The organism is Actinoallomurus acanthiterrae, assembly GCF_054775715.1.
The window spans coordinates 9,036,241-9,055,348 of the sequence record NZ_BAAHCO010000001.1 but is presented as its reverse complement, the minus strand read 5'-3'; the positions used below and the strand labels follow the sequence as shown (position 1 = coordinate 9,055,348).

Below are 19,108 nucleotides of genomic sequence, written 5' to 3'. Positions count from 1 at the left end.
CGCGAGCATGAGGGTTGTCCTGGCCGGTGGTGGCACAGCCGGACACATCGAACCCGCCCTGGCCCTTGCCGACGCATTGCGCCGGGAGGACCCCGGCGTACAGGTGACCTGCCTGGGCACCGAGCGGGGTCTGGAGACCCGTCTCGTGCCCCAGCGGGGCTACGAGCTCGCCCTGATCCCTCCGGTGCCGCTGCCCCGGACCCTCACGCCCCGGCTGCTGACGGTGCCCGGCCGGCTCGCCGGCGCGATCAACGCGGCGGCGGCCATCCTCGACCGCACGCAGGCCGACGTGCTCGTCGGATTCGGCGGCTACGTCGCGACCCCCGGTTACCTCGCCGCGCGGCGCCGGAAGATCCCCATCATCGTGCACGAGGCGAACCCGCGGCCGGGCCTGGCCAACCGCCTCGGCGCCCGCTTCACCGACCACGTCGCGGTCGCCGCGCCCGACACGCCGCTTTCGAACGCCGAGATCGTCGGCGTCCCGCTGCGCCGGGAGATCGCCACCCTCGACCGGCTCGGCATGGGCGACAAGGCGCGGGCCCACTTCGGCCTGCGCTCCGACCTGCCGACGCTGCTGGTCTTCGGCGGCTCCCAGGGCGCCCGATCGCTCAACCGGGCGGTCGGGGACGCCGTGCCGCAACTGCGGGCGGCCGGCATCCAGATCCTGCACATCGTCGGCCCGAAGAACCTGGCCGAGCCGGAGTTCACGCCCGACGACCCGGCCTACATCATGCTGCCGTACTGCGACCGGATGGACCTCGCGTACGCCGCGGCCGACTTCGCCATGTGCCGGTCCGGCGCCATGACCTGCGCCGAGCTGACCGCCGTGGGCCTGCCCGCGGCGTACGTCCCGCTGCCGATCGGCAACGGCGAGCAGCGGCTCAACGCCGAGCCGATCGTCAAGGGCGGCGGGGGCCTGCTGATCGAGGACGGCGAGCTGACCGCCGACTGGATCCGCGCCCACGTGCTGCCCATCCTCGGCGCACCCGATCAGGTCGCCACGATGTCCGAGGCCGCCGCCCGCATGGGCCGGCGGGACGCCGACGTCGCCCTGGCCCGCATGGTCGCCCGCGTCGTCGCCCAGTCGCAGGGAACCCACTCATGAGTCTCGTCACGCCGGTGGAGATCATTCCCGCCGACCGTCTGGGCAAGGTCCACTTCGTCGGGCTCGGCGGCGCGGGCATGTCCGGGATCGCCCGGATCATGCTGGGCCGCGGCATCCCGGTCTCCGGCAGCGACGCCAGGGACTCCGAGCTGCTGACCGAGCTGCGCGAGCTCGGCGCGACGACGTACGTCGGGCACGCCGCCGAGCACGTCGGCGACGCCGCCACCGTGGTCGTCTCCACCGCCATCCGCGAGACGAACCCGGAGCTGGCCGCCGCCCGCGAGAGCGGTCTGCGCGTGCTGCACCGCGCCGCGGCGCTCGCGTCCCTGATGGCGGATCGCCGCGCCGTGGCCGTGGCCGGCACCCACGGCAAGACCACGACCACGTCGATGCTGACCGTCGCCCTCCAGCACGCCGGGGCCGACCCGTCGTACTGCATCGGCGGCCAGCTCGTCACCACCGGCCTGGGCGCCGGGGATGGCACGGGCGACCTGTTCCTCGCGGAGGCGGACGAGAGCGACGGGTCGTTCCTCATGTTCACGCCGCACGCCGCGATCGTGACCAACGTCGAGGCCGACCACCTGGACAACTACGGCGGATTCGAGAAGGTCAAGGAGACCTTCGCCGACTTCGTCGCGCGGATCGAGACGGGCGGCCTGCTCGTCGTGTGCGCCGACGACCCCGGGGCCCGCGCGCTGGGCGAGATCGGCGTCCGCCGCGGCCTCACCGTGCGGACGTACGGGGAGGCCGCCGACGCCGACTACCGCATCGAGGGATTCACCCCTCGTGGGCTCGGTTCGCGGTTCACCGTGGCGGGGCGGGAGTTCGAGCTGGCGGTGCCGGGCCGCCACTACGCCCAGAACGCCGCGGCGGCGTACGCCGTGGCCGTCGAGCTGGGCGTCGACGCCGCCAAGGTCGCCGAGGGACTGGCCGGCTTCGGCGGGGCGCGGCGCCGGCTCGAGCCGAAGGGCGAGGTCCGGGGCGTCAAGGTCTTCGACAGCTACGCCCACCACCCCACCGAGCTCGCCGCCGACCTGCGCGCCACCCGCGACTACGTCGACGAGCTCGGCGGCGGGCGCATCGTCGCGGTCTTCCAGCCGCACCTGTTCAGCCGCACGCAGTTCTTCGCCACCGAGTTCGGCGCCGCGCTCGGGCTCGCCGACGAGGCGGTCGTCCTGGACGTCTACCCGGCCCGCGAGGACCCGATCCCCGGGGTGACGGGCGAGCTCGTGGCCAAGGCCGTCCCGCACGGGCGCGTCACGTACGAGCCGGACGAAAGCGCGGTGGCCGGGCGTGTCGCGGCCATGGCGGCTCCTGGGGACGTCATCATCACCATGGGTGCCGGCGACGTGACCCGGCTCGGTCCGGAGATCCTACGGCTGCTCGGCGCCTGAGCGACCGGTTCCGGCGGCGTGGCGACGCGCCCCCGTCCGCTTGGTGGCGGTGCGGGCGCCGGACGGGGACCTCGGGGCGTTCCGCGCGGCGCGTCCGCCGCCTGGAGCGAGTGAGGAGGCGTGGCCATGGACCCCGACGGCACGTCGCGGGAAGCGGTGGACCGTCCCTTCTCGGCTGACACGCCCGATACGGATATATCGGGTTCGAGCGTAGAGACGCCGTCCCGCCGGCGCACGAGCCGGTGGAAGGTCCTGTTCGTCGGGCTATTCGTCGCGGCGGTGCTCGGCACGGCGACGTGGGTCCTGCTGGGATCCCGGCTGCTCGTCGTCCGGCGGATCGACGTCACGGGGGAGCGGCTCGTCCCGCGCGCCGAGGTGCTCGCCGCGGCGGCGGTGCGGCTGGGGGAGCCCATGGCCAGGCTCGACACCGACGTCGTCCGCGACCGAGTGGAGGCGGTTCAGGCGGTCGAGACCGTCCGCGTGGAGCGGCGGTGGCCGACCACCGTCCGGATCGTCGTACGGGAACGGACGCCGATCGTCGTCGCCCAGCACGGCAACCGGTTCCTCCAGATCGATCGGTACGGGGTGACGGTGCTCACGTCCGCGGCCCGCCCGCGGGGGCTGCCGGTGCTGGACGTGGCGAATCCCACGCAGAGCGATCCGGCGCTGCGCGCCGGCCTGGCCGTCATCCGGTCCCTGCCTTCGTGGCTCGGGCGGCGGGTGGTCGGCGTGGAGGTCATGTCGCCGGAGGCGGTCACGCTGCGGCTGCAGGACGGGGTCACCGTGGTCTGGGGCGCGCCGGAGCGCGGCCCGGAGAAACTCCGGCTGCTGCACGGCCTGCTGAGCGAGTCGCCGCAGCGGGGGGTGACGGCGATCGATGTCAGCTCTCCGGAGGTCGTCACCACGAAGTAATGGTGGCCGGACCCGGCCGAGTAGCGAACGATCCTCCGGCGCGGGACACTTGTCTTCGCGCGGCGGGTGGGAACGGCGCGCACCGGATCGGATGAAATGGGATGTCTGGGGTGTCGCGCGACACGCCGGTGTGCTCAGGGCCGGGTTAGTTGACCCTGCAGTGGGCCGCCCCTACTGTCCGTATCAGCCCTAGGTTGACATAACTCTAAGTCTCAACTTGAGGGTGAGGGTTCCGGCCCAAAACGATGTACGTGACTTCAGTAAGAAACACCGGAGCGGTGTCACGCCGGCCGGTTCGATAGAGCGAGCGGAAGGGCCCCTCGTCGTGGCAGCACCGCAGAATTACCTGGCGGTCATCAAGGTCGTCGGCATCGGCGGCGGCGGCGTCAACGCCGTCAACCGGATGATCGAAGAGGGGCTCAAGGGCGTCGAGTTCATCGCCATCAACACGGATGCCCAAGCGCTGCTGATGAGCGACGCCGACGTCAAGCTCGACGTCGGCCGCGAGCTCACCCGTGGCCTCGGCGCCGGCGCCAACCCCGATGTCGGGCGGAAGGCCGCCGAGGACCACCGCGAGGAGATCGAAGAGGTGCTCAAGGGCGCCGACATGGTCTTCGTCACCGCCGGCGAGGGCGGCGGCACCGGCACCGGAGGCGCTCCGGTGGTGGCGAACATCGCCCGGTCGCTGGGCGCCCTCACGATCGGCGTGGTGACCCGCCCCTTCAGCTTCGAGGGCAAGCGGCGCGCGATGCAGGCCGAGGCCGGCATCGAGACGCTCCGCGACGAGGTCGACACGCTGATCGTCATTCCGAACGACCGGCTGCTGTCGATCTCCGACCGCCAGGTCAGCGTGCTCGACGCGTTCAAGGCGGCCGACCAGGTGCTCCTCTCCGGTGTTCAGGGCATCACCGACCTGATCACCACGCCGGGTCTGATCAACCTCGACTTCGCCGACGTGAAGTCGGTCATGTCGGGGGCCGGCTCGCGCTCATGGGCATCGGCTCCGCGCGCGGGGACGACCGCTCGGTCGCCGCCGCCGAGATGGCGATCTCCAGCCCGCTGCTGGAGGCCAGCATCGACGGCGCCCACGGCGTCCTCCTGTCGATCTCCGGCGGCTCCGACCTCGGGCTCTTCGAGATCAACGAGGCCGCGCAGCTCGTGTCCAACGCCGCGGCCCCCGACGCGAACATCATCTTCGGCGCGGTCATCGACGACGCCCTGGGCGACGAGGTCCGGGTGACCGTGATCGCCGCGGGCTTCGACGAGATCCGGCCGCACAACGCCCCGGTGCCCCAGGCGGAGCCCAAACGCATGGCGCCGGCCCGCCCGGCCGCGGCACCTTCGCACGTGACCCCGCCACGCCCGGTGACGCCACCGTCGCCACCACCAACGGCGCCGCCCCGCGTCGCCGCGGTCCCCGCGCCGACGCCCGCCCCGGCGCCGTCCGGCGCGCCCGCTCCGCACCGGGAGTCCGGCCTGGGAGAGGCCAAGCCGGCCGAGGCGAAGCAGGACCAGCCGAAGGCGGACCCGCCCAAGGCGGAGGTTCCCAAGCCCGAGCCGTCGGCCGACAAGCCGGGCGACGGCCCGGCGGACACGACGCCGCGTCCGGCCGCCGGTGAGGCGGCGCGCCCTAAGGTGCCGCGGCCGGCCACCGAGCCGACCGCGGCGCGCCTCGGCACCGACCCGGTCCGCCGCCGCCCCGTCGTCTTCGACGAGGACGACGACCTGGACGTCCCGGACTTCCTGAAGTAGTGATGCCGAGCCGCGAAGCCGAACTGGCCGCGAACCTCGCGGCGGTCCGCGAACGCGTCGCCAAGGCATGTGCCGCGGTCGGCCGATCGGCCGACGAGGTCACGCTCATCGCCGTGACGAAGACCTTCCCCGCCTCGGACGTGCGCCTGCTGGCCGGGCTCGGCGTCACCGACGTCGCCGAGAACCGCGACCAGGAGGCCTCCGCCAAAGCGGACGAATGCCGCGACCTGCCGTTGACCTGGCACTTCGTCGGCCAGGTGCAGACCAACAAGGCCCGCTCGGTGGTGTCCTACGTGGACGTCGTGCACTCGATCGACCGGGAGCGCCTCGTGACGGCGCTGTCGCGGGCGGCGGTCGGCGCCGACAGGTCGATCCGCTGTCTCGTCCAGGTGGCGCTCGACGACGCCGAGGGCCGGGGCGGGATCCGTCCCGACGGAGTCCCGGCGCTGGCCGACGCGCTCGCCTCGGCTCCCGGCCTCAGCCTCGGGGGCGTCATGGCGGTCGCGCCGTTGGGCGGGGACCCGGCGCGGGCGTTCGCCCGGCTGGCCGACGTCGCCGCCGCGGTGCAGAAGTCTTACCCCGGGGCGAACATGATTTCTGCCGGAATGAGCGGTGATATGGAAGAAGCGATCGCGTGTGGTGCGACACACGTCCGAGTCGGTACGGCGTTGCTCGGAGGCCGACGGGCAATCGTCAGGTAATGTCCCCACCGTGGACCTTGGCGTCCGCGTTCAAACGTAACGATCGGCGAGCGGAAGCTTCCCGCAGGGATTCTCCTGTCGGCGGACGACGGAGGGGGCGTATGGCCAGCGCGATGCGCAAGATGGCGGTCTACCTCGGCCTCGTGGAGGACGACCGCTACGACGACGATTACGACGACTACGACGTCTACGACGACGAGGCCGTCGAGCGACGTCGGGCTGAGCGCGGAACCGACGATTCCGCAGGCCAGCCCACCGGAGTCCAGGCGCCCTCCGAGGAGGAGCCGAAGCCGTTCGGGCCGGAGCGGCGGCCCCCAGTTGGGGAGTCGGCCGTGTCCGACCTCGCTCGTATCACTACGCTTCACCCCAGGACCTACAACGAGGCCCGCACGATCGGAGAGCACTTCCGGGAGGGCACCCCGGTGATCATGAACCTCACCGAGATGGTCGACAGCGACGCCAAGCGTCTTGTCGACTTCGCCGCTGGTCTCATATTCGGCCTGCACGGAAGCATCGAGCGTGTTACGAACAAGGTGTTCCTGTTGTCCCCAGCCAACGTCGAGGTGACCGCCGAGGACAAGGCCCGAATGGCAGAACGAGGGTTCTTCAATCAGAGCTGACAGTCACATGCGAGAGTGTTCGTGAATCTTGGAAGTTACCTGAGCATCCCGCTGTACCTCTTCCTGCTCTTCCTCATCGGCAGGATGGTCTTCGAGACGCTCCAGGCGTTCGCCCGGTCGTGGAGACCCAGAGGGGTGGTGTTGGTGCTGGCGGAGGCCACATACACCGTCACCGATCCACCTCTCAAGCTCCTACGCCGTTTCATCCCCTCCGTCCGGCTGGGTAACGTTGCACTCGACCTGAGCTTCACGGTTCTCTTCTTCGTGGTCTGGTTCTTGATCATCATTGTCCAGGCACTCTGATCGGGTACCGTCCGTTCGGGGACAGACTCCAAGCGCGCCAAGGAGACCAGATGCCGCTGACACCCGCGGATGTGCGGAACAAGCAGTTCAGTACCACCCGGCTCCGGCCGGGCTACGACGAAGAGGAGGTCGACGCATTCCTCGACGAAGTCGAGGCTGAGCTCGACCGGCTCATCCAGGAGAACGAGGAGCTGCGCGCCAAGCTGGCCGAGTGCCTTCGCGGCAAGGTGCCGGCGATGGCCGCTCCGATCGTCGAGCCCAAGCCGGAGATCGCGCATCTGCCTGAGCCGCCCAAGCCGCCGGAGCCGAAACCCGAGCCCGAGCCGATGATGGGCGGTCTCGGCATGCCCCCGGCCCCGCAGCAGGCACCGCCGCCGCCTCCGCCGATGTCCTCGCCCGGCGAGGACAACATGGACACCGCCGCGCGCGTGCTCGCCCTGGCCCAGCAGACCGCCGACCAGGCGATCGCCGACGCCCGTCGCGAGGCCGACGAGACGCTGGGGCGTGCCCGGCGCGAGGCCGAGGACATCCTCGGCAAGGCCCGCCGGCAGTCCGAGCAGATCGTCAGCGAGGCCCGCGCCCGCGCCGAGTCGCTCGAGCGCGACGCGCAGGAGCGCCACCGCCAGGCCATGGGCTCCCTCGTCCAGCAGCGCGAGGAGCTCGAGCGCATGGTCGACGACCTGAACGCGTTCGAGCGCGAATACCGCAGCCGTCTCAAGGCGTACCTCGAGGGCCAGCTGCGCGAGCTGGAGGCCGGCAGCCACGCCGGGCCGTTCGGACCGGGCAACACGGGCCCGCAGCCGGCACAGCCCGCCGTCGCCCCTCCGCCGCCGCACCCCGAGATGCCGCGCAACGGGCAGCCGGGCGTCGGGCCGGGCAACACCGGAGCGAACCCCTTCCCGCAGCCGCCGCAGGGTGAGCCGCAGCACGCCCAGCACGGGGCCACCGGGAGCTTCCACACCGCCGACAACCCGCACGACCGGCGCTGAGTGAATCTAGCCGGTTCGAGGCGGCCGTAGCGGCCGAAGTTGCGCTAGCGTGGCTGCGCACCTCCGGTACGACGGTCGGTAGAGGGAGACCTGTGTGATCATCCTGAGTGGCGTGCTCGTCGTCCTGGCGATCGCTCTTCTTGTGACGGGCATCGTCACGGGCAACACCGGGCATGAGATTCTCGGTCTTGACGGGCTGAAGCTGATCTATGTCTCCATCGGGATCAGCATCGTCTCCGCCCTCTTCCTCGCCGTCGGCGTGTTCCTCCGCCGCAAGGAGCTGTTCGGCACCGCCGCGGCCCCGGCGAACGCCAAGACGTCCGCCGGCCGGGCTACCGCCAGGCCGGTCAAGGCCAAGGCGCGAGTCGGAGCGGGAGAGGACGCCCCGCTCGTCCCGGCGACGTCCGCGTCCCCGGCCGACGTGCCCGCCGAGACGACCGTCTGGATCGTCCCGGGGCGCAAGAGGTACCACCTGGAGACCTGCCGTCAGCTCGCGGGGCGCGACAAGGAAGAGCTCACCTTCGTCGAGGCGCGCGAGGAAGGGTTCACCGCCTGCACCGCGTGTCTGCCCGACACAGCGCTCGCCGCGCGTGCCGCCCTCACCGACACCGAGCCGGCCGACGACCGGCCCGCGGAGGAGCGCACGGCCACGGCGACCGCCACCAGGCCGCAGAGCGCCCTCGACCCGGTCGAGGTGACCCGGACCGACATCCCGGTCACGCGGGATGCGCCCGCCGCCGAGCGGCGGCCCGCCGAGGAGCGCGAGGCCCTCACGGCCGACGCGACCGCGGCCGGCGAGAGCACGGCGACCGAGCCGTCGGCGACGGACGCCTACGACGCCGCCGAGGCCACGACCGTCGAGCCGGCCGAGCAGCCCGGCACCGTCCCCACGGCCGATGCCTCCGAGTCGCTCGTCGAGCGCTCGAGGCGGCGCGGCCGGTCGCTGTTCGAGCCCGTGGAGCGCACCGAGAGCCCGGAGCGTACGGAGAGCGACACCGCCGCGACGGACGCCACCGCGACGGACGAGCGGACCGACGAGGTCATCGCCACAGAGCCGGAGCACGCCGAGCCCGAGCCCGCCGAGTCCGCGACGGCCGAGACAGTATCCCCGGACACCGGTCAGCAGGACGACGTCGAGTCCGGTACGGCCTGGACCGAGGATGAGCCCGAGGCGGTCGAGCCGCAGGACGATCCGCACGCCGCCGAGACGGATGCCGCAGACGGCGACGCGTCGCCGCGTGAGACCGCCGAGCCCGCCGACTCCGAGCGCGAGGCCGCCAGGCCCGAGGACGCGCCGTCGGACGCCGAGGCGCAGGATGCCGATGTCCAGGCGCGGGACACCCAGGCTCTGGAGACCGAGGCGGACGAGACCGCGACGACCGGATCCGAGCCCGAGGATGCCTCGTCGGACGAGCACGCCGAGGACCTCGAGGACCTCGAGGACGACGAGGCCGAGGTCGCGACCGAGGACACCGCAGACGCCACGGACGACCAGCCCGCCGAGGCCGCAGAGGCCGCCGATTCGCCGGCGGAAGCCACCGCCGAGGCGGCCGACGAGAAGGCCGCTGAGCCCGCGGGCGAGGCCGAGGACACGGAGTCCGCGGTCGGCCCGACCGTACGCATCCTGAGCGGCACCAAGCGCTACCACCGGCCGGACTGCGCACTGATCGAGGACATCGCCGACGACGCCGACGACCTCGAGAGCCTGCCGCGGGAGGAGGCACGGGAGCGCGGCTGCACTCCCTGCCTGGTCTGCCAGCCCGACGACGACTGACCGTCGCCGCCCCAACGGCGTCGGCCTCACGGCGCCAGCCTCACAGCCGTCGGCCCTCAGTGAGCCCTGGATCCGGCGGATCGCTGGCTTTGGCGTTCTGAGCTGAGCATGTCGGCCAAGGCCTCGACCGTCTCCTCCAGTTGCTCGTGGGCCTGTTCGGCATCGGCTTTCAGGGCCTCACGCTCCTTGCCCCGACCTCGGCAGGGGTCCCGCCGGACGTAGCCGAGGACTCTAGCCAGTGCCGGGCAGGGGTCGGGCGGGGCTATGTGACAGGTTGCTTGCCTCATCTACCAGTGGTAGGCTAGCGAGGTTGCAGTTGTGGTTCCCATAGACTTTATGTGCGCCTGCTGGTACTTACCTCGGGCGCATTTTGTTTGACCGGAGTCATCCGGGTGGAGTCATTACGGCGACGCGAGGCTCGCAGAGTGCGGGCTCCGTCAATGTCCCCGGAAGGAACAGATATGGCTACCGGCACCGTGAAGTGGTTCAACGCAGAAAAGGGCTTCGGCTTCATCGAGCAGGACGGCGGCGGCGCCGACGTCTTCGCCCACTACTCCAACATCGCGGCTCAGGGCTTCCGTGAGCTGCAGGAGGGCCAGAAGGTCCAGTTCGACATCACGCAGGGCCAGAAGGGTCTCCAGGCGGAGAACATTATTCCTGCCTGAGCATCACACGGTATGTCGCAGGGCTCGTACGCAACGGTTCGGGCCCTGCCTACTGGTCTGGAATTTTTTCGTTTCTCGCGATAACGACGGCTGTCGTCCAGGGTACGGCCCTTTGGCGGAGATCCGCCACACGGGCCCCCTGTCACCGGCCGCAGGCCGGTGCAGCCCCATCTGAGTTCGGCCCTCAGACGCCCTTCCGCGAGGGGCATCGGCCGTCTTAACGCCGTGCCTCTTCGGATTTGGCGCTGCTTCGCGGCTCACCTTGGTTCGTTCTTGCGATTGCTTCAGGCCATGGGCTGCGGAGCCTTCCTCGAAACGCGCCGCTTCAGGAAGGCTTACACATGACCCATCCCACTCGTCCGTCCCACAGTCGCTCCTCCCGCTCTCGTACCAAGGCTTCTCGTCAACCGGCCGCCCGGCGGCAGAGCGACTTCGCACCCCCCGTGAGCTCCACGCCGCCCCTGCCTCCGGCTGCGTCGTTCTCCGAGCTGGAAATGCCAGCGGCCCTACTGTCCACATTGACCCGGCAGGGCGTGACGGAACCGTTCCCCATCCAGGCCTCGACCCTCCCGGATGCGCTGAACGGCCGTGATGTCCTCGGCCGCGGCCGTACGGGATCCGGAAAGACCCTCGCTTTCGGGCTGGCGATGCTCGCCCGGACCGCCGGCCGCCGCGCTGAGCCGCGTAGACCTCTGGCCCTGGTGCTCGTCCCCACCCGGGAACTGGCCCAGCAGGTCACCGATGCCCTCACCCCCTACGCCAAGTCGATCGGCCTTCGATCGGCCACGGTCGTCGGCGGCGTGTCGATCTCACGACAGGCCACCGCGCTCAAACACGGTGCGGAGATCCTGGTCGCCACCCCGGGGCGGCTCGCGGATCTGATCAACCGAGGCGCCTGCCGGTTGGACCACGTGCGCATCACCGTCTTGGACGAGGCGGATCAAATGGCCGACATGGGTTTCCTGCCGCAGGTCACCGCCCTGCTGGACCAGGTGGCCCCGAGGGGCCAGCGGATGCTGTTCTCCGCGACCCTGGACCGCAACGTCGACCGTCTGGTCCGCCGTTTCCTCACCGATCCGGTGACCCACTCGGTCGACCCGTCGGCGGGGGCGGTGACCACCATGGAGCACCATCTGCTGTACGTCACGGAGGCGGACAAGCACGATACGACCGCACACATCGCTGCCCGCGATGGCCGCGTCATCATGTTCGTCGACATGAAGCACGCCGCCGACCGGCTGACCCGCAAGCTCCTCACCGGAGGTGTACGCGCTGCGGCGCTGCACGGAGGCAAGTCCCAGCCGCAGCGTAACCGCACCCTGGAGCAGTTCCGCACTGGAGACGTCACCGTACTGGTCGCCACCAACGTCGCCGCGCGCGGCATCCACATCGACGGACTGGACCTGGTCGTCAACGTGGATCCGCCCAACGACCACAAGGACTATCTGCACCGGGGCGGCCGCACCGCCCGTGCCGGCGAATCCGGGACCGTGGTCACCTTGGTCCTGCCCAACCAGCGCCGCGAAATGGACCGGATGATGGCCACCGCCGGCATCACGCCGCAGTCCGTGCGAGTGCGGTCCGGCGATGCCGAACTCAGCCGCATCACCGGCGCCCGCGTGCCCTCCGGCATCCCCGTCACCCTGCCCTCTCCGGCCACCACAGGTCCCCGAAACGGCGGCACGGGGCCGGGCCGTCGCCGCGCGCAGAACCGCCACTCCTCGCGACTCGCGGCAACCCGCACCGCCGGCGCCTAGGGCCCTTCTCAAAGCCGTGCAGTAGGACAGCGGGGCTTTGAGACGGGCCCTGAACGTGTCGGGCGAAGCTCTCGACGGCCGAGCCCAGGTAGCCGCTGACCTGGTCGGACATTCTCCGTTGGTTTTCAGCCACTACTACCGGGATCCTCAGTGTTGTTCCCGTTGTCACGTCAGAGCGTCTTTTCATCTGATCGCACGGGCCCGAGAGGAGGGCCCACAACGGAGGGCGACCGCCGCGACGTGAAGCTCGCGACGGTCGCACTCAAGGAGGCGCCGGGTGGTCAGCCGAGCTGGGGGAAGAACTCCGTGATGTCCTTGGCCAGGATCTCGGGGGCCTGGTGCGCGCTGTAGTGCCCGGGGGTGTCGTAGACGTTCCACCGCACGATGTTCTTGTGGTCGCGCTCGGCGAATCGGCGCACCCCGAAGAAGTCGTTCTTCGAGCCGGCCAGCGCGGTCAGGGTGGTCGTCGGTTCCTCGGGCTGGTTCGCCTTCGCCTCCTGGGTCATCTCGCGGTAGAAGCGCATCGCCGAGCCCGCCGTGCCGGTCAGCCAGTAGGTGGCGACGTTCGCCAGGACGAACTCGTCGTCCAGGTTCTCCGGCAGCAGCTGGATGTTCCAGCCGAGCAGCCCGACCGGCGAGTCGGCCATGGCGTGCGCCAGGGTCTGCGGCTGCTGTGACTGCACCTGGTTGAACGAGCCCAGGTTCTCCCAGAACCACTGGAGCTGCCCCATCATCTGCTGCTCCTCGGCGGTCAGGTCGGCCATCTCGGCCGGGTCGCCGCTGGGGAAGGAGAACAGCTGGGTGACGTGCACGCCGACCACCTTGTCCGGCGCCAGCCGCCCGACCTCCGGCGAGATCATCGAGCCGCCGTCGTTGCCGACCGCGCCGTAGCGCTCGTAGCCGAGCCGGTCCATCAGCTCGACCCAGGCCGCGGCCGTGCGCCGCAGGCCCCAGCCGCGCTCCTTGGTCGGGCCGGCGAAGCCGTAGCCGGGGATCGACGGAATCACCAGGTCGAAGCCGGCGGCGGTCAGCGGCTCGATGACGTTCAGGTACTCGGCCTGCGAACCCGGCCAGCCGTGGGTCAAGATCAGCGCGAGCGCGCCCTCCCGGCCGGACTTCACGTGCAGGAAGTGGATGTCCTGGCCGTCGATCTCGGTCACGAACTGAGGGTAGGCGTTCAGCTTCGCCTCGAATGCGCGCCAGTCGAACTCGCTGCGCCAGTACTCCGCCAGCCGCCGCACCCGGGACACCGCGGTGCCGTACTCGCCGTCCGCACCCTCGATCACGTCGGTGAAGCGGGCCCTGCTCAGGCGCTGGTTCAGGTCGTCCAGGTCGGCCTGAGCGATCTCGACGCGGTAGGGGCGGATCTCGGTGTTCGTCTTCGCGGCCATGGCGGACCTCTCCCATTTTAGAACGGAACGCTCTGTTCTGTTCTGAGCCCAGTCTAACGGAATGAAGCGTTCCGTTCCAATCCTATGGTCGACGCGGTCGATCGAGCTCGCGGCGCGGATCCTGGAGCGGGCGCGCCAAGGGGCCGTGGTGCGGCCGGACTTCGCGCTCAACGACATCGCGACGCGCGGGCGGCGACAACGAAGCGTACGACGGCGTGGAGACTCGACCAGGCCGAACCGTAGGCCGTCCGGCGCGGCACGGGCACGCCCCGCGCTTCAAATGACCAAACGGGACGAACGGGCTCAGCGGGACCGTCGCTGACGGCGGAGTTCTCGCTGCTGCTCCCGGAACTCCCGGTGGACCGCCCGCTGCTTCTCCCGGAACTCATGGTGCAGGTGGCGCTGGCGCATGTGGAAGTCACGATGGTCGGACTCGGCGGCGCCCGTACTCACGCCCGGCGCCGCGCGTTTGACGTCGACCCCGCCGAGCAACGCCATCCCCGTGAGCCGGATGACCGGGGCGTCCGGGCCGACGGTGTCATCGGACGGCAGCTGGCAGCCGCCGAGGATGGAGACCACCGAGCTGAGCACCCGCACGCCCGGCGGGACGGTGATCGAGACGCCGCCGAGGATGGCCGAGACGTTGATGGTGACCTCGCGCTGAGCCAGCACGGCTTGGCGGAGGTCGAGTTCGACGCCGCCGAACACGGCGACGACGTTGGTCTGCGGCTCGACCAGCCAGCGCCCTTTCCGCTCGGCGCCACTGAAGATGGCCACGATGTTCGGGGAGCCCGCCTGCGGGGCCGGCAGGTCGTCGCGGACCGTGGCCGCGGGAGCGGTGCCCCCTGTCGCCGGGAGGTCCGCCACGATCGGCGCCAGCTCGGCGTAGGTCTTCGCCTGGTACACGGCGTCGAGACGCTCGGCGTGTTCCTCGGCCGTGAGACGGCCTTCGGCGAGGGCCTCACGCAGCTGGTCGGCGGTCCGGTCCCGGTCGGCGTCCGAGGCGCGCATGCGCCCGGGGTCGGCCGGGGCGGACTTGTCGGGAAGGTCCACGCGAGTATCATTCCGCACCCGCCCGGTGAGGACCAGCCGCCCCACGGCCACAAGACGGGAGCCGGAGGAATCCGGCCCACCGGACCGACGCCGACGCGTGGGCGATCCGTTCTCAGTTGACGGGCTGCAGTTCGGGGCGCTTGGCGACGCGGCCGTCGCCGGAGGAGCGGCCTCGGAGGCGGCGGAGGATCCACGGGCCCAGGAAGGTGCCGGCCCAGGTGACCTCGACCGCCGCGCGTCGCCAGATCGGCAGGGGCGGGAGCGGTGGAAGGGGATCGGCCCAGCTCGGATCGGCGCCGGGGAGCTGCAGGGCATGCGCGACGGCTGCGGCGATGCGGGCGTGACCGAGGGGGGTCGCGTGGATGCGGTCGTCGCTCCACAGGCGTGGGTCCGTGGTGACCGGGTGGTGGAACGTGTCGACCAGGGTGGCGCCGTGGCGGTCGGCCATGGCGCGAATGCGGTCGTTGAAGTCGAGGACCCTGGGACGCAGGTGGCGTACCAGAGGCGCGATTTTGGCGACGTCGGGAAAGGTGAAGGTGGCCACGGTCGCGCCGGAGGCCGTGAAGGCCTCCAGCATGGCCTCCAGGTCGGCTGCCACGGCGGCGGGGTCGAAGCCGGGGCGGACCAGGTCGTTCATGCCGGCCATGACGGTGATCAGGTCGGGGTTCAGAGCGAGGGCGGCTTCGGTCTGTTCGGCTCTGATCCGAGCGGCCAGGCGGCCTCGGACGGCGAGGTTGGCGTACCGAAAGTCCGGATGTCGACCGGCGAGGTTCTCGGCCAGGCGGTCGGCCCAGCCCCGGTAACCGGTCTTCTCGGTGCCGTCGTTCAGGCCTTCGGTCTGGCTGTCGCCCACCGCGACATAGCGCTGGTACGGCATGGTCACTCCGTGGGGATGTTGGTGCGCTGATCGAGGATGGCCAGGGCCTGGCGGGTCCAGCGGACGTTCTCGCGTTCGAACTCCAGGCCGCGCAGCAGCGTCAGGTACGGGCCGATGCGGGCGGCCTGCGTGAGGTGCTCCTCCTCGGTACGGCCGTTCAGGAGGCGTCTGCGGAGGTGTTCGAAGCGGGCGACCTTGGCCTCGGCCCAGCTCATACGTTCGCGAAGGGCCTTCTTCACGGCTTCGCCGTCACCCGCGTCGACCGCCTGCACCTGCACCATGAGCTCGTCCCGGATCGCGCCGGGGCGCGGGGGCGCGGCGGTGAACTCGTGCAGTGCGCGGCGGCCGGCCTCGGTGAGGGAGAACAGCCGCTTGTCGGGACGGCGCTCCTGGTGAACGACCCGGCCCTGGATCAGCCCGTCGGCTGCCATCTTGTCCAGCTCTCGGTAGAGCTGCTGGGGGGTGGCCATCCAGAAGTTGGCCACCGACGCGTCGAAGGTCTTGGCCAGGTCGTACCCGGATGCCTCACCCTCCAGGAGCACGGCCAGGACGGCATTGCGCAACGCCATGCCCTGACCGTAGCTACTCATGTACGCGAATAGTCAACTATGTGATTATCGCCACGGGCGGCACCCCTGGATCGTGAGGGCCCGCCTCGTTAGCGTCACCCCCGCCTAGTCAACGAATTGAGTAGAGGTGATCAGGGCATGCATCCCTTCCGGCAGGCCGTGGAGAACGGGGATCTGGCGGCGGCCGAGGCGCTGCTCGCCGACGATGTGGTGTTCACCAGCCCCGTGGCGTTCAAGCCGTATCCCGGCAAGGCGATCACCGCGGCGATCCTGCGCGGGGTGGCGCGGGTGTTCGAGGACTTTCACTACGTCCAGGAGGCCGCGAGCGCCGACGGCCGTGACCACGTGCTGGTGTTCCGGGCGAAGGTGAAGGGCCTCGAGCTACAAGGCTGCGACCTTCTGCGCCTGAACGAGGACGGCCTGATCGACGAACTCACCGTCATGGTGCGGCCACTGTCGGCCGCCACCGCGCTCGCCGAGGCCATGGGCGCGGAGTTCGACCGCATCCGGCAGGAGGCGCGGTCATGAGCAGTGGCTGACCGGTGACCGGTAATCGGTGATATTTTACTCCGCATGGCTTTGGCAGGTGGTTCGCTGCGGCGGATGAGTCTGCGTGATCAGGCACTCTCAGCGCTGAGAGAGGCGCTGGTCACGGGTGACCTGGTGCCGGGCGAGGTGTATTCGGCGGCGTCGTTGGCGACGGGATTCGGGGTGTCCACGAGTCCGGTGCGTGAGGCGATGCTCGCGCTGGTCGACGAAGGGCTGCTCGAGGCGCTGCCCAACCGGGGATTCCGGGTGGTGTCGTTCACCGAGCAGGACTTCGCCGAGATCTTCGAGCTGCGCATGATGCTCGAGGTTCCCGGGGTGGGCCGGGCCGCCGAGCTGGGCGTGGGCGACCGCGCGGAGCGGCTGTCGCAGCTCGTCGAGCTCATCGAGAAGACGGCCGGGGAACACGATCTGGCCGGCAACCTCCAGGCCGATCGCGACTTTCACATCCTTCTGCTGGAGGCGACCGGCAACCGGCGGCTGGTCGACTCCGTGGCGGTCCTGCGTGACCAGACGCGCCTGCACAACCTGCGCGCCCTCAACGCGGACGGCGACCTGGCCGACTCCGCGGCCGAACATCGCCCGTTGCTGGACGCGGTCCTGCGGCGCGACCGCGCGCTCGCCGAAGAGCTGATGCGCCGGCACCTGTCGCATGTCCTGGGGGACTGGTCGAAGCGCGGCCCGGACGCCTGAGGGCTCGCGGGCCGCTCACCATCGCACGTAACCAGCAAAGGAGCAGTGGTCGTCCATGAGCGTTCTGTCGTCGATCGGCGGTCCAGCGGATCTGGGCGGGCTCAGCGCGGCAGAGCTGGACCGGCTCGCCGCCGAGATCCGGGAATTCCTGATCGACGCGGTGTCCCGTACGGGCGGCCACCTGGGTCCGAACCTCGGCGTCGTGGAGCTGACCATCGCCCTGCACCGGGTGTACGACTCTCCGGCCGACCGCGTCATCTTCGACGTCGGCCACCAGGCGTACGTGCACAAACTGCTGACCGGGCGGCAGGACTTCTCGCGGCTGCGGCAGGAAGGCGGGCTCTCCGGCTATCCGAGCCGGGCCGAGTCCCCGCACGACCTCGTCGAGAACCAGCATGCCTCCACCGCCCTCAGCTGGGCGGACGGGCTGGCCAAGGCCTACCGGCTCAGCGGGGAGGGTGACCGGCACGTCGTCGCGGTGATCGGGGACGGCGCCCTGACCGGCGGCATGGCATGGGAGGCCCTGAACAACATCGCCGCCGACCCGTCGTTGCCGCTGGTGATCGTCGTCAACGACAACGGGCACTCGTACTCACCGACGATCGGCGGCCTGGCCACCCATCTAGCGGCGTTGCGGACCACCGACGGCTATGAACGGTTCCTGCGACTCACCCGCGACGTCCTCGGCCGCACCCCTGTGATCGGCCGCCCGTTGTACGACGCTCTGCACGGCGCCAAGAAGGGATTCAAGGACTTCGTCGCGCCGCAGGGAATGTTCGAAGACCTGGGCCTGAAGTACGTCGGCCCGATCGACGGCCACGACCGGGCGGCGGTGGAGCAGGCGCTGCACTGGGCCAAACGGTTCTCCGGCCCGGTCATCGTCCACTGCATCACCGAGAAGGGCCGCGGATACGCACTGGCCGAGCAGGCCGACGAGCGGTTCCACCAGGTCAAGGTGATCGACCCGGACACCGGGGTGCCGCTGCGCGTGGCCGGGGAGGACTGGACCTCGGTGTTCGCCGGGGAGCTGGTGCGGATCGGTGCCGAACGCTCGGACGTGGTGGCGGTCACGGCCGCGATGCTGCGGTCGACCGGGCTGGAACCGTTCGCCCGGCGCTACCCCGACCGGGTGTTCGACGTGGGCATCGCCGAGCAGCACGCCGCCGCCTCCGCGGCCGGGCTCGCCCTGGGCGGGCTGCATCCGGTCGTCGCGGTGTACGCCACGTTCCTGAACCGTTGCTTCGATCAGCTGCTGATGGACGTGGCGCTGCACCGGTGCGGGGTGACGTTCGTCCTGGACCGGGCGGGCGTCACCGGGGACGACGGCGCCTCCCACAACGGGGTATGGGACATGTCCGTCCTCCAGGTCGTGCCGGGGCTGCGGATCGCGGCCCCCCGGGACGGCGAACGCCTGCGGGAACAGCTGCGCGAGGCGACCGCGGTGGACGACGCGCCGACGGTCGTGCGCTTTCCGAAGGGAACGGTCGGCGCACCGGTCCCGGCCGTCGGCCGGATCGGCGGCATGGACGTCCTCCGGGGAACCACCGCGACGGCCACCGACGAACCGGCGGCGGATGTCCTGATCGTGTCCGTCGGCGCGCTGGCTCCGCTGTGCCTGGAGGTCGCCGACCGTCTCGCCGGCAACGGCATCACCGCGACGGTCGTCGACCCGCGCTGGGTCAAACCGGTCGATGACACGCTGCCCGGCCTCGCCGCCCGGCACCGCATGGTGCTCACGGTGGAAGATGGAGTACGGGCCGGCGGCGTCGGCTCCGCCGTCGCGCAGGCCCTGCGCGACGCGGGCGTCGACGTGCCGCTGCGTGACCTCGGTGTGCCGACGGAGTTCCTCGACCACGCCGCCCGCGATCGGGTGCTCGCCCGCGTCGGCCTGACCGCGGCGGACATCGCCCGCCAGGCCGAGGAGACCCTCACCCGGCTGCCACAGGACGCGCCGTCCACTCTTCGCTGAATCGGCCCTCCGGTTCGAAGCGGAGGGCCGATCTCAGC

General features: G+C 70.7%; 17 protein-coding genes and 1 pseudogene. 14 read left to right on the top strand and 4 right to left on the bottom strand.

Annotation, left to right across the window (positions count from 1 at the left end):
• Positions 1-7: 7 nt before the first annotated feature.
• The 11 genes and pseudogenes from murG (at position 8) to ACYVF7_RS42550 (ending at position 11,972) form a co-directional block, all read left to right on the top strand.
• Complete coding sequence (gene murG / locus ACYVF7_RS42600; RefSeq protein WP_460351673.1) at positions 8-1,105, top strand: undecaprenyldiphospho-muramoylpentapeptide beta-N-acetylglucosaminyltransferase; 1,098 nt, start codon at positions 8-10, stop codon at positions 1,103-1,105.
• Positions 1,102-2,499: a UDP-N-acetylmuramate--L-alanine ligase gene (gene murC / locus ACYVF7_RS42595; protein ID WP_460351672.1), complete on the top strand. Its 1,398-nt coding sequence runs from the start codon at positions 1,102-1,104 to the stop codon at positions 2,497-2,499. The genes murG and murC overlap by 4 nt, the downstream gene beginning before the upstream one ends.
• 126 nt (positions 2,500-2,625) lie before the next feature.
• Positions 2,626-3,411, top strand: a complete 786-nt coding sequence (locus ACYVF7_RS42590) for a cell division protein FtsQ/DivIB (protein ID WP_460351671.1) — start codon at positions 2,626-2,628, stop codon at positions 3,409-3,411.
• A gap of 325 nt (positions 3,412-3,736) precedes the next feature.
• Positions 3,737-5,163: pseudogene (gene ftsZ, locus ACYVF7_RS42585) on the top strand (cell division protein FtsZ).
• Between the two features lie 2 nt (positions 5,164-5,165).
• Complete coding sequence (locus ACYVF7_RS42580; protein ID WP_460351670.1) at positions 5,166-5,864, top strand: YggS family pyridoxal phosphate-dependent enzyme; 699 nt, start codon at positions 5,166-5,168, stop codon at positions 5,862-5,864.
• A gap of 101 nt (positions 5,865-5,965) precedes the next feature.
• Entirely contained in the window at positions 5,966-6,484 is a 519-nt protein-coding gene (locus ACYVF7_RS42575; protein ID WP_460351669.1) for a cell division protein SepF, read from the top strand.
• Between the two features lie 21 nt (positions 6,485-6,505).
• Entirely contained in the window at positions 6,506-6,787 is a 282-nt protein-coding gene (locus ACYVF7_RS42570; RefSeq protein ID WP_460358420.1) for a YggT family protein, read from the top strand.
• 50 nt (positions 6,788-6,837) lie between these two features.
• On the top strand, positions 6,838-7,776 hold the full coding sequence (locus ACYVF7_RS42565) for a DivIVA domain-containing protein (RefSeq protein ID WP_460351668.1): 939 nt from the start codon (positions 6,838-6,840) through the stop codon (positions 7,774-7,776).
• 94 nt (positions 7,777-7,870) lie between these two features.
• A complete protein-coding gene (locus tag ACYVF7_RS42560) occupies positions 7,871-9,550 on the top strand; it encodes a prolipoprotein diacylglyceryl transferase (protein ID WP_460351667.1) in 1,680 nt (559 codons plus the stop codon).
• A gap of 461 nt (positions 9,551-10,011) precedes the next feature.
• Positions 10,012-10,215, top strand: coding sequence for a cold-shock protein (locus ACYVF7_RS42555; protein WP_364393392.1), 204 nt, complete (start codon positions 10,012-10,014; stop codon positions 10,213-10,215).
• 533 nt (positions 10,216-10,748) lie between these two features.
• Positions 10,749-11,972 carry a DEAD/DEAH box helicase gene (locus ACYVF7_RS42550; protein ID WP_460351666.1) on the top strand — a complete coding sequence of 408 codons (1,224 nt, stop codon included), beginning with the start codon at positions 10,749-10,751 and terminating at the stop codon, positions 11,970-11,972.
• A gap of 281 nt (positions 11,973-12,253) precedes the next feature.
• On the opposite strand, the gene ACYVF7_RS42545 is transcribed toward ACYVF7_RS42550, so the two are convergent.
• The 4 genes from ACYVF7_RS42545 to ACYVF7_RS42530 form a co-directional block, all read right to left on the bottom strand.
• Positions 12,254-13,363, bottom strand: a complete 1,110-nt coding sequence (locus tag ACYVF7_RS42545) for an epoxide hydrolase family protein (RefSeq protein ID WP_460351665.1) — start codon at positions 13,361-13,363, stop codon at positions 12,254-12,256.
• A gap of 303 nt (positions 13,364-13,666) precedes the next feature.
• A complete protein-coding gene (locus ACYVF7_RS42540; protein WP_460358418.1) occupies positions 13,667-14,374 on the bottom strand; it encodes a DUF1707 SHOCT-like domain-containing protein in 708 nt (235 codons plus the stop codon).
• Between the two features lie 154 nt (positions 14,375-14,528).
• Positions 14,529-15,293, bottom strand: a complete 765-nt coding sequence (locus ACYVF7_RS42535; protein ID WP_460351664.1) for an SGNH/GDSL hydrolase family protein — start codon at positions 15,291-15,293, stop codon at positions 14,529-14,531.
• Positions 15,294-15,295: 2 nt separating this feature from the next.
• The gene (locus ACYVF7_RS42530; RefSeq protein ID WP_460351663.1) at positions 15,296-15,862 is read right to left on the bottom strand and encodes a PadR family transcriptional regulator; all 567 of its coding nucleotides are present in this window, start codon (positions 15,860-15,862) and stop codon (positions 15,296-15,298) included.
• Positions 15,863-16,000: 138 nt separating this feature from the next.
• On the opposite strand from ACYVF7_RS42530, the gene ACYVF7_RS42525 reads away from it, so the two are divergent.
• The 3 genes from ACYVF7_RS42525 to dxs all read left to right on the top strand — a co-directional run bounded on the left by ACYVF7_RS42525 (position 16,001) and on the right by dxs (position 19,070).
• Positions 16,001-16,390, top strand: coding sequence for a nuclear transport factor 2 family protein (locus ACYVF7_RS42525; protein ID WP_460351662.1), 390 nt, complete (start codon positions 16,001-16,003; stop codon positions 16,388-16,390).
• Positions 16,391-16,465: 75 nt separating this feature from the next.
• Positions 16,466-17,101, top strand: coding sequence for a GntR family transcriptional regulator (locus tag ACYVF7_RS42520; protein ID WP_460351661.1), 636 nt, complete (start codon positions 16,466-16,468; stop codon positions 17,099-17,101).
• Positions 17,102-17,156: 55 nt separating this feature from the next.
• Positions 17,157-19,070 (top strand): 1-deoxy-D-xylulose-5-phosphate synthase, encoded by a 1,914-nt coding sequence (dxs, locus tag ACYVF7_RS42515; RefSeq protein WP_460351660.1) that lies wholly within the window; start codon positions 17,157-17,159, stop codon positions 19,068-19,070.
• Positions 19,071-19,108: the final 38 nt, after the last annotated feature.

Bases quoted from the DNA above. Each gene is read 5' to 3' on its own strand.
- dxs (WP_460351660.1), top strand. From the start codon at position 17,157: ATGAGCGTTCTGTCGTCGATCGGCGGTCCAGCGGATCTGGGCGGGCTC.
- ACYVF7_RS42580 (WP_460351670.1), top strand. From the start codon at position 5,166: ATGCCGAGCCGCGAAGCCGAACTGGCCGCGAACCTCGCGGCGGTCCGC.
- ACYVF7_RS42590 (WP_460351671.1), top strand. From the start codon at position 2,626: ATGGACCCCGACGGCACGTCGCGGGAAGCGGTGGACCGTCCCTTCTCG.
- ACYVF7_RS42545 (WP_460351665.1), bottom strand. From the start codon at position 13,363: ATGGCCGCGAAGACGAACACCGAGATCCGCCCCTACCGCGTCGAGATC.
- ACYVF7_RS42575 (WP_460351669.1), top strand. From the start codon at position 5,966: ATGGCCAGCGCGATGCGCAAGATGGCGGTCTACCTCGGCCTCGTGGAG.
- ACYVF7_RS42520 (WP_460351661.1), top strand. From the start codon at position 16,466: ATGAGTCTGCGTGATCAGGCACTCTCAGCGCTGAGAGAGGCGCTGGTC.
- ACYVF7_RS42535 (WP_460351664.1), bottom strand. From the start codon at position 15,293: ATGCCGTACCAGCGCTATGTCGCGGTGGGCGACAGCCAGACCGAAGGC.
- murG (WP_460351673.1), top strand. From the start codon at position 8: ATGAGGGTTGTCCTGGCCGGTGGTGGCACAGCCGGACACATCGAACCC.
- ACYVF7_RS42540 (WP_460358418.1), bottom strand. From the start codon at position 14,374: ATGCGCGCCTCGGACGCCGACCGGGACCGGACCGCCGACCAGCTGCGT.
- ACYVF7_RS42530 (WP_460351663.1), bottom strand. From the start codon at position 15,862: ATGGCGTTGCGCAATGCCGTCCTGGCCGTGCTCCTGGAGGGTGAGGCA.
- ACYVF7_RS42565 (WP_460351668.1), top strand. From the start codon at position 6,838: ATGCCGCTGACACCCGCGGATGTGCGGAACAAGCAGTTCAGTACCACC.
- ACYVF7_RS42555 (WP_364393392.1), top strand. From the start codon at position 10,012: ATGGCTACCGGCACCGTGAAGTGGTTCAACGCAGAAAAGGGCTTCGGC.
- ACYVF7_RS42525 (WP_460351662.1), top strand. From the start codon at position 16,001: ATGCATCCCTTCCGGCAGGCCGTGGAGAACGGGGATCTGGCGGCGGCC.
- murC (WP_460351672.1), top strand. From the start codon at position 1,102: ATGAGTCTCGTCACGCCGGTGGAGATCATTCCCGCCGACCGTCTGGGC.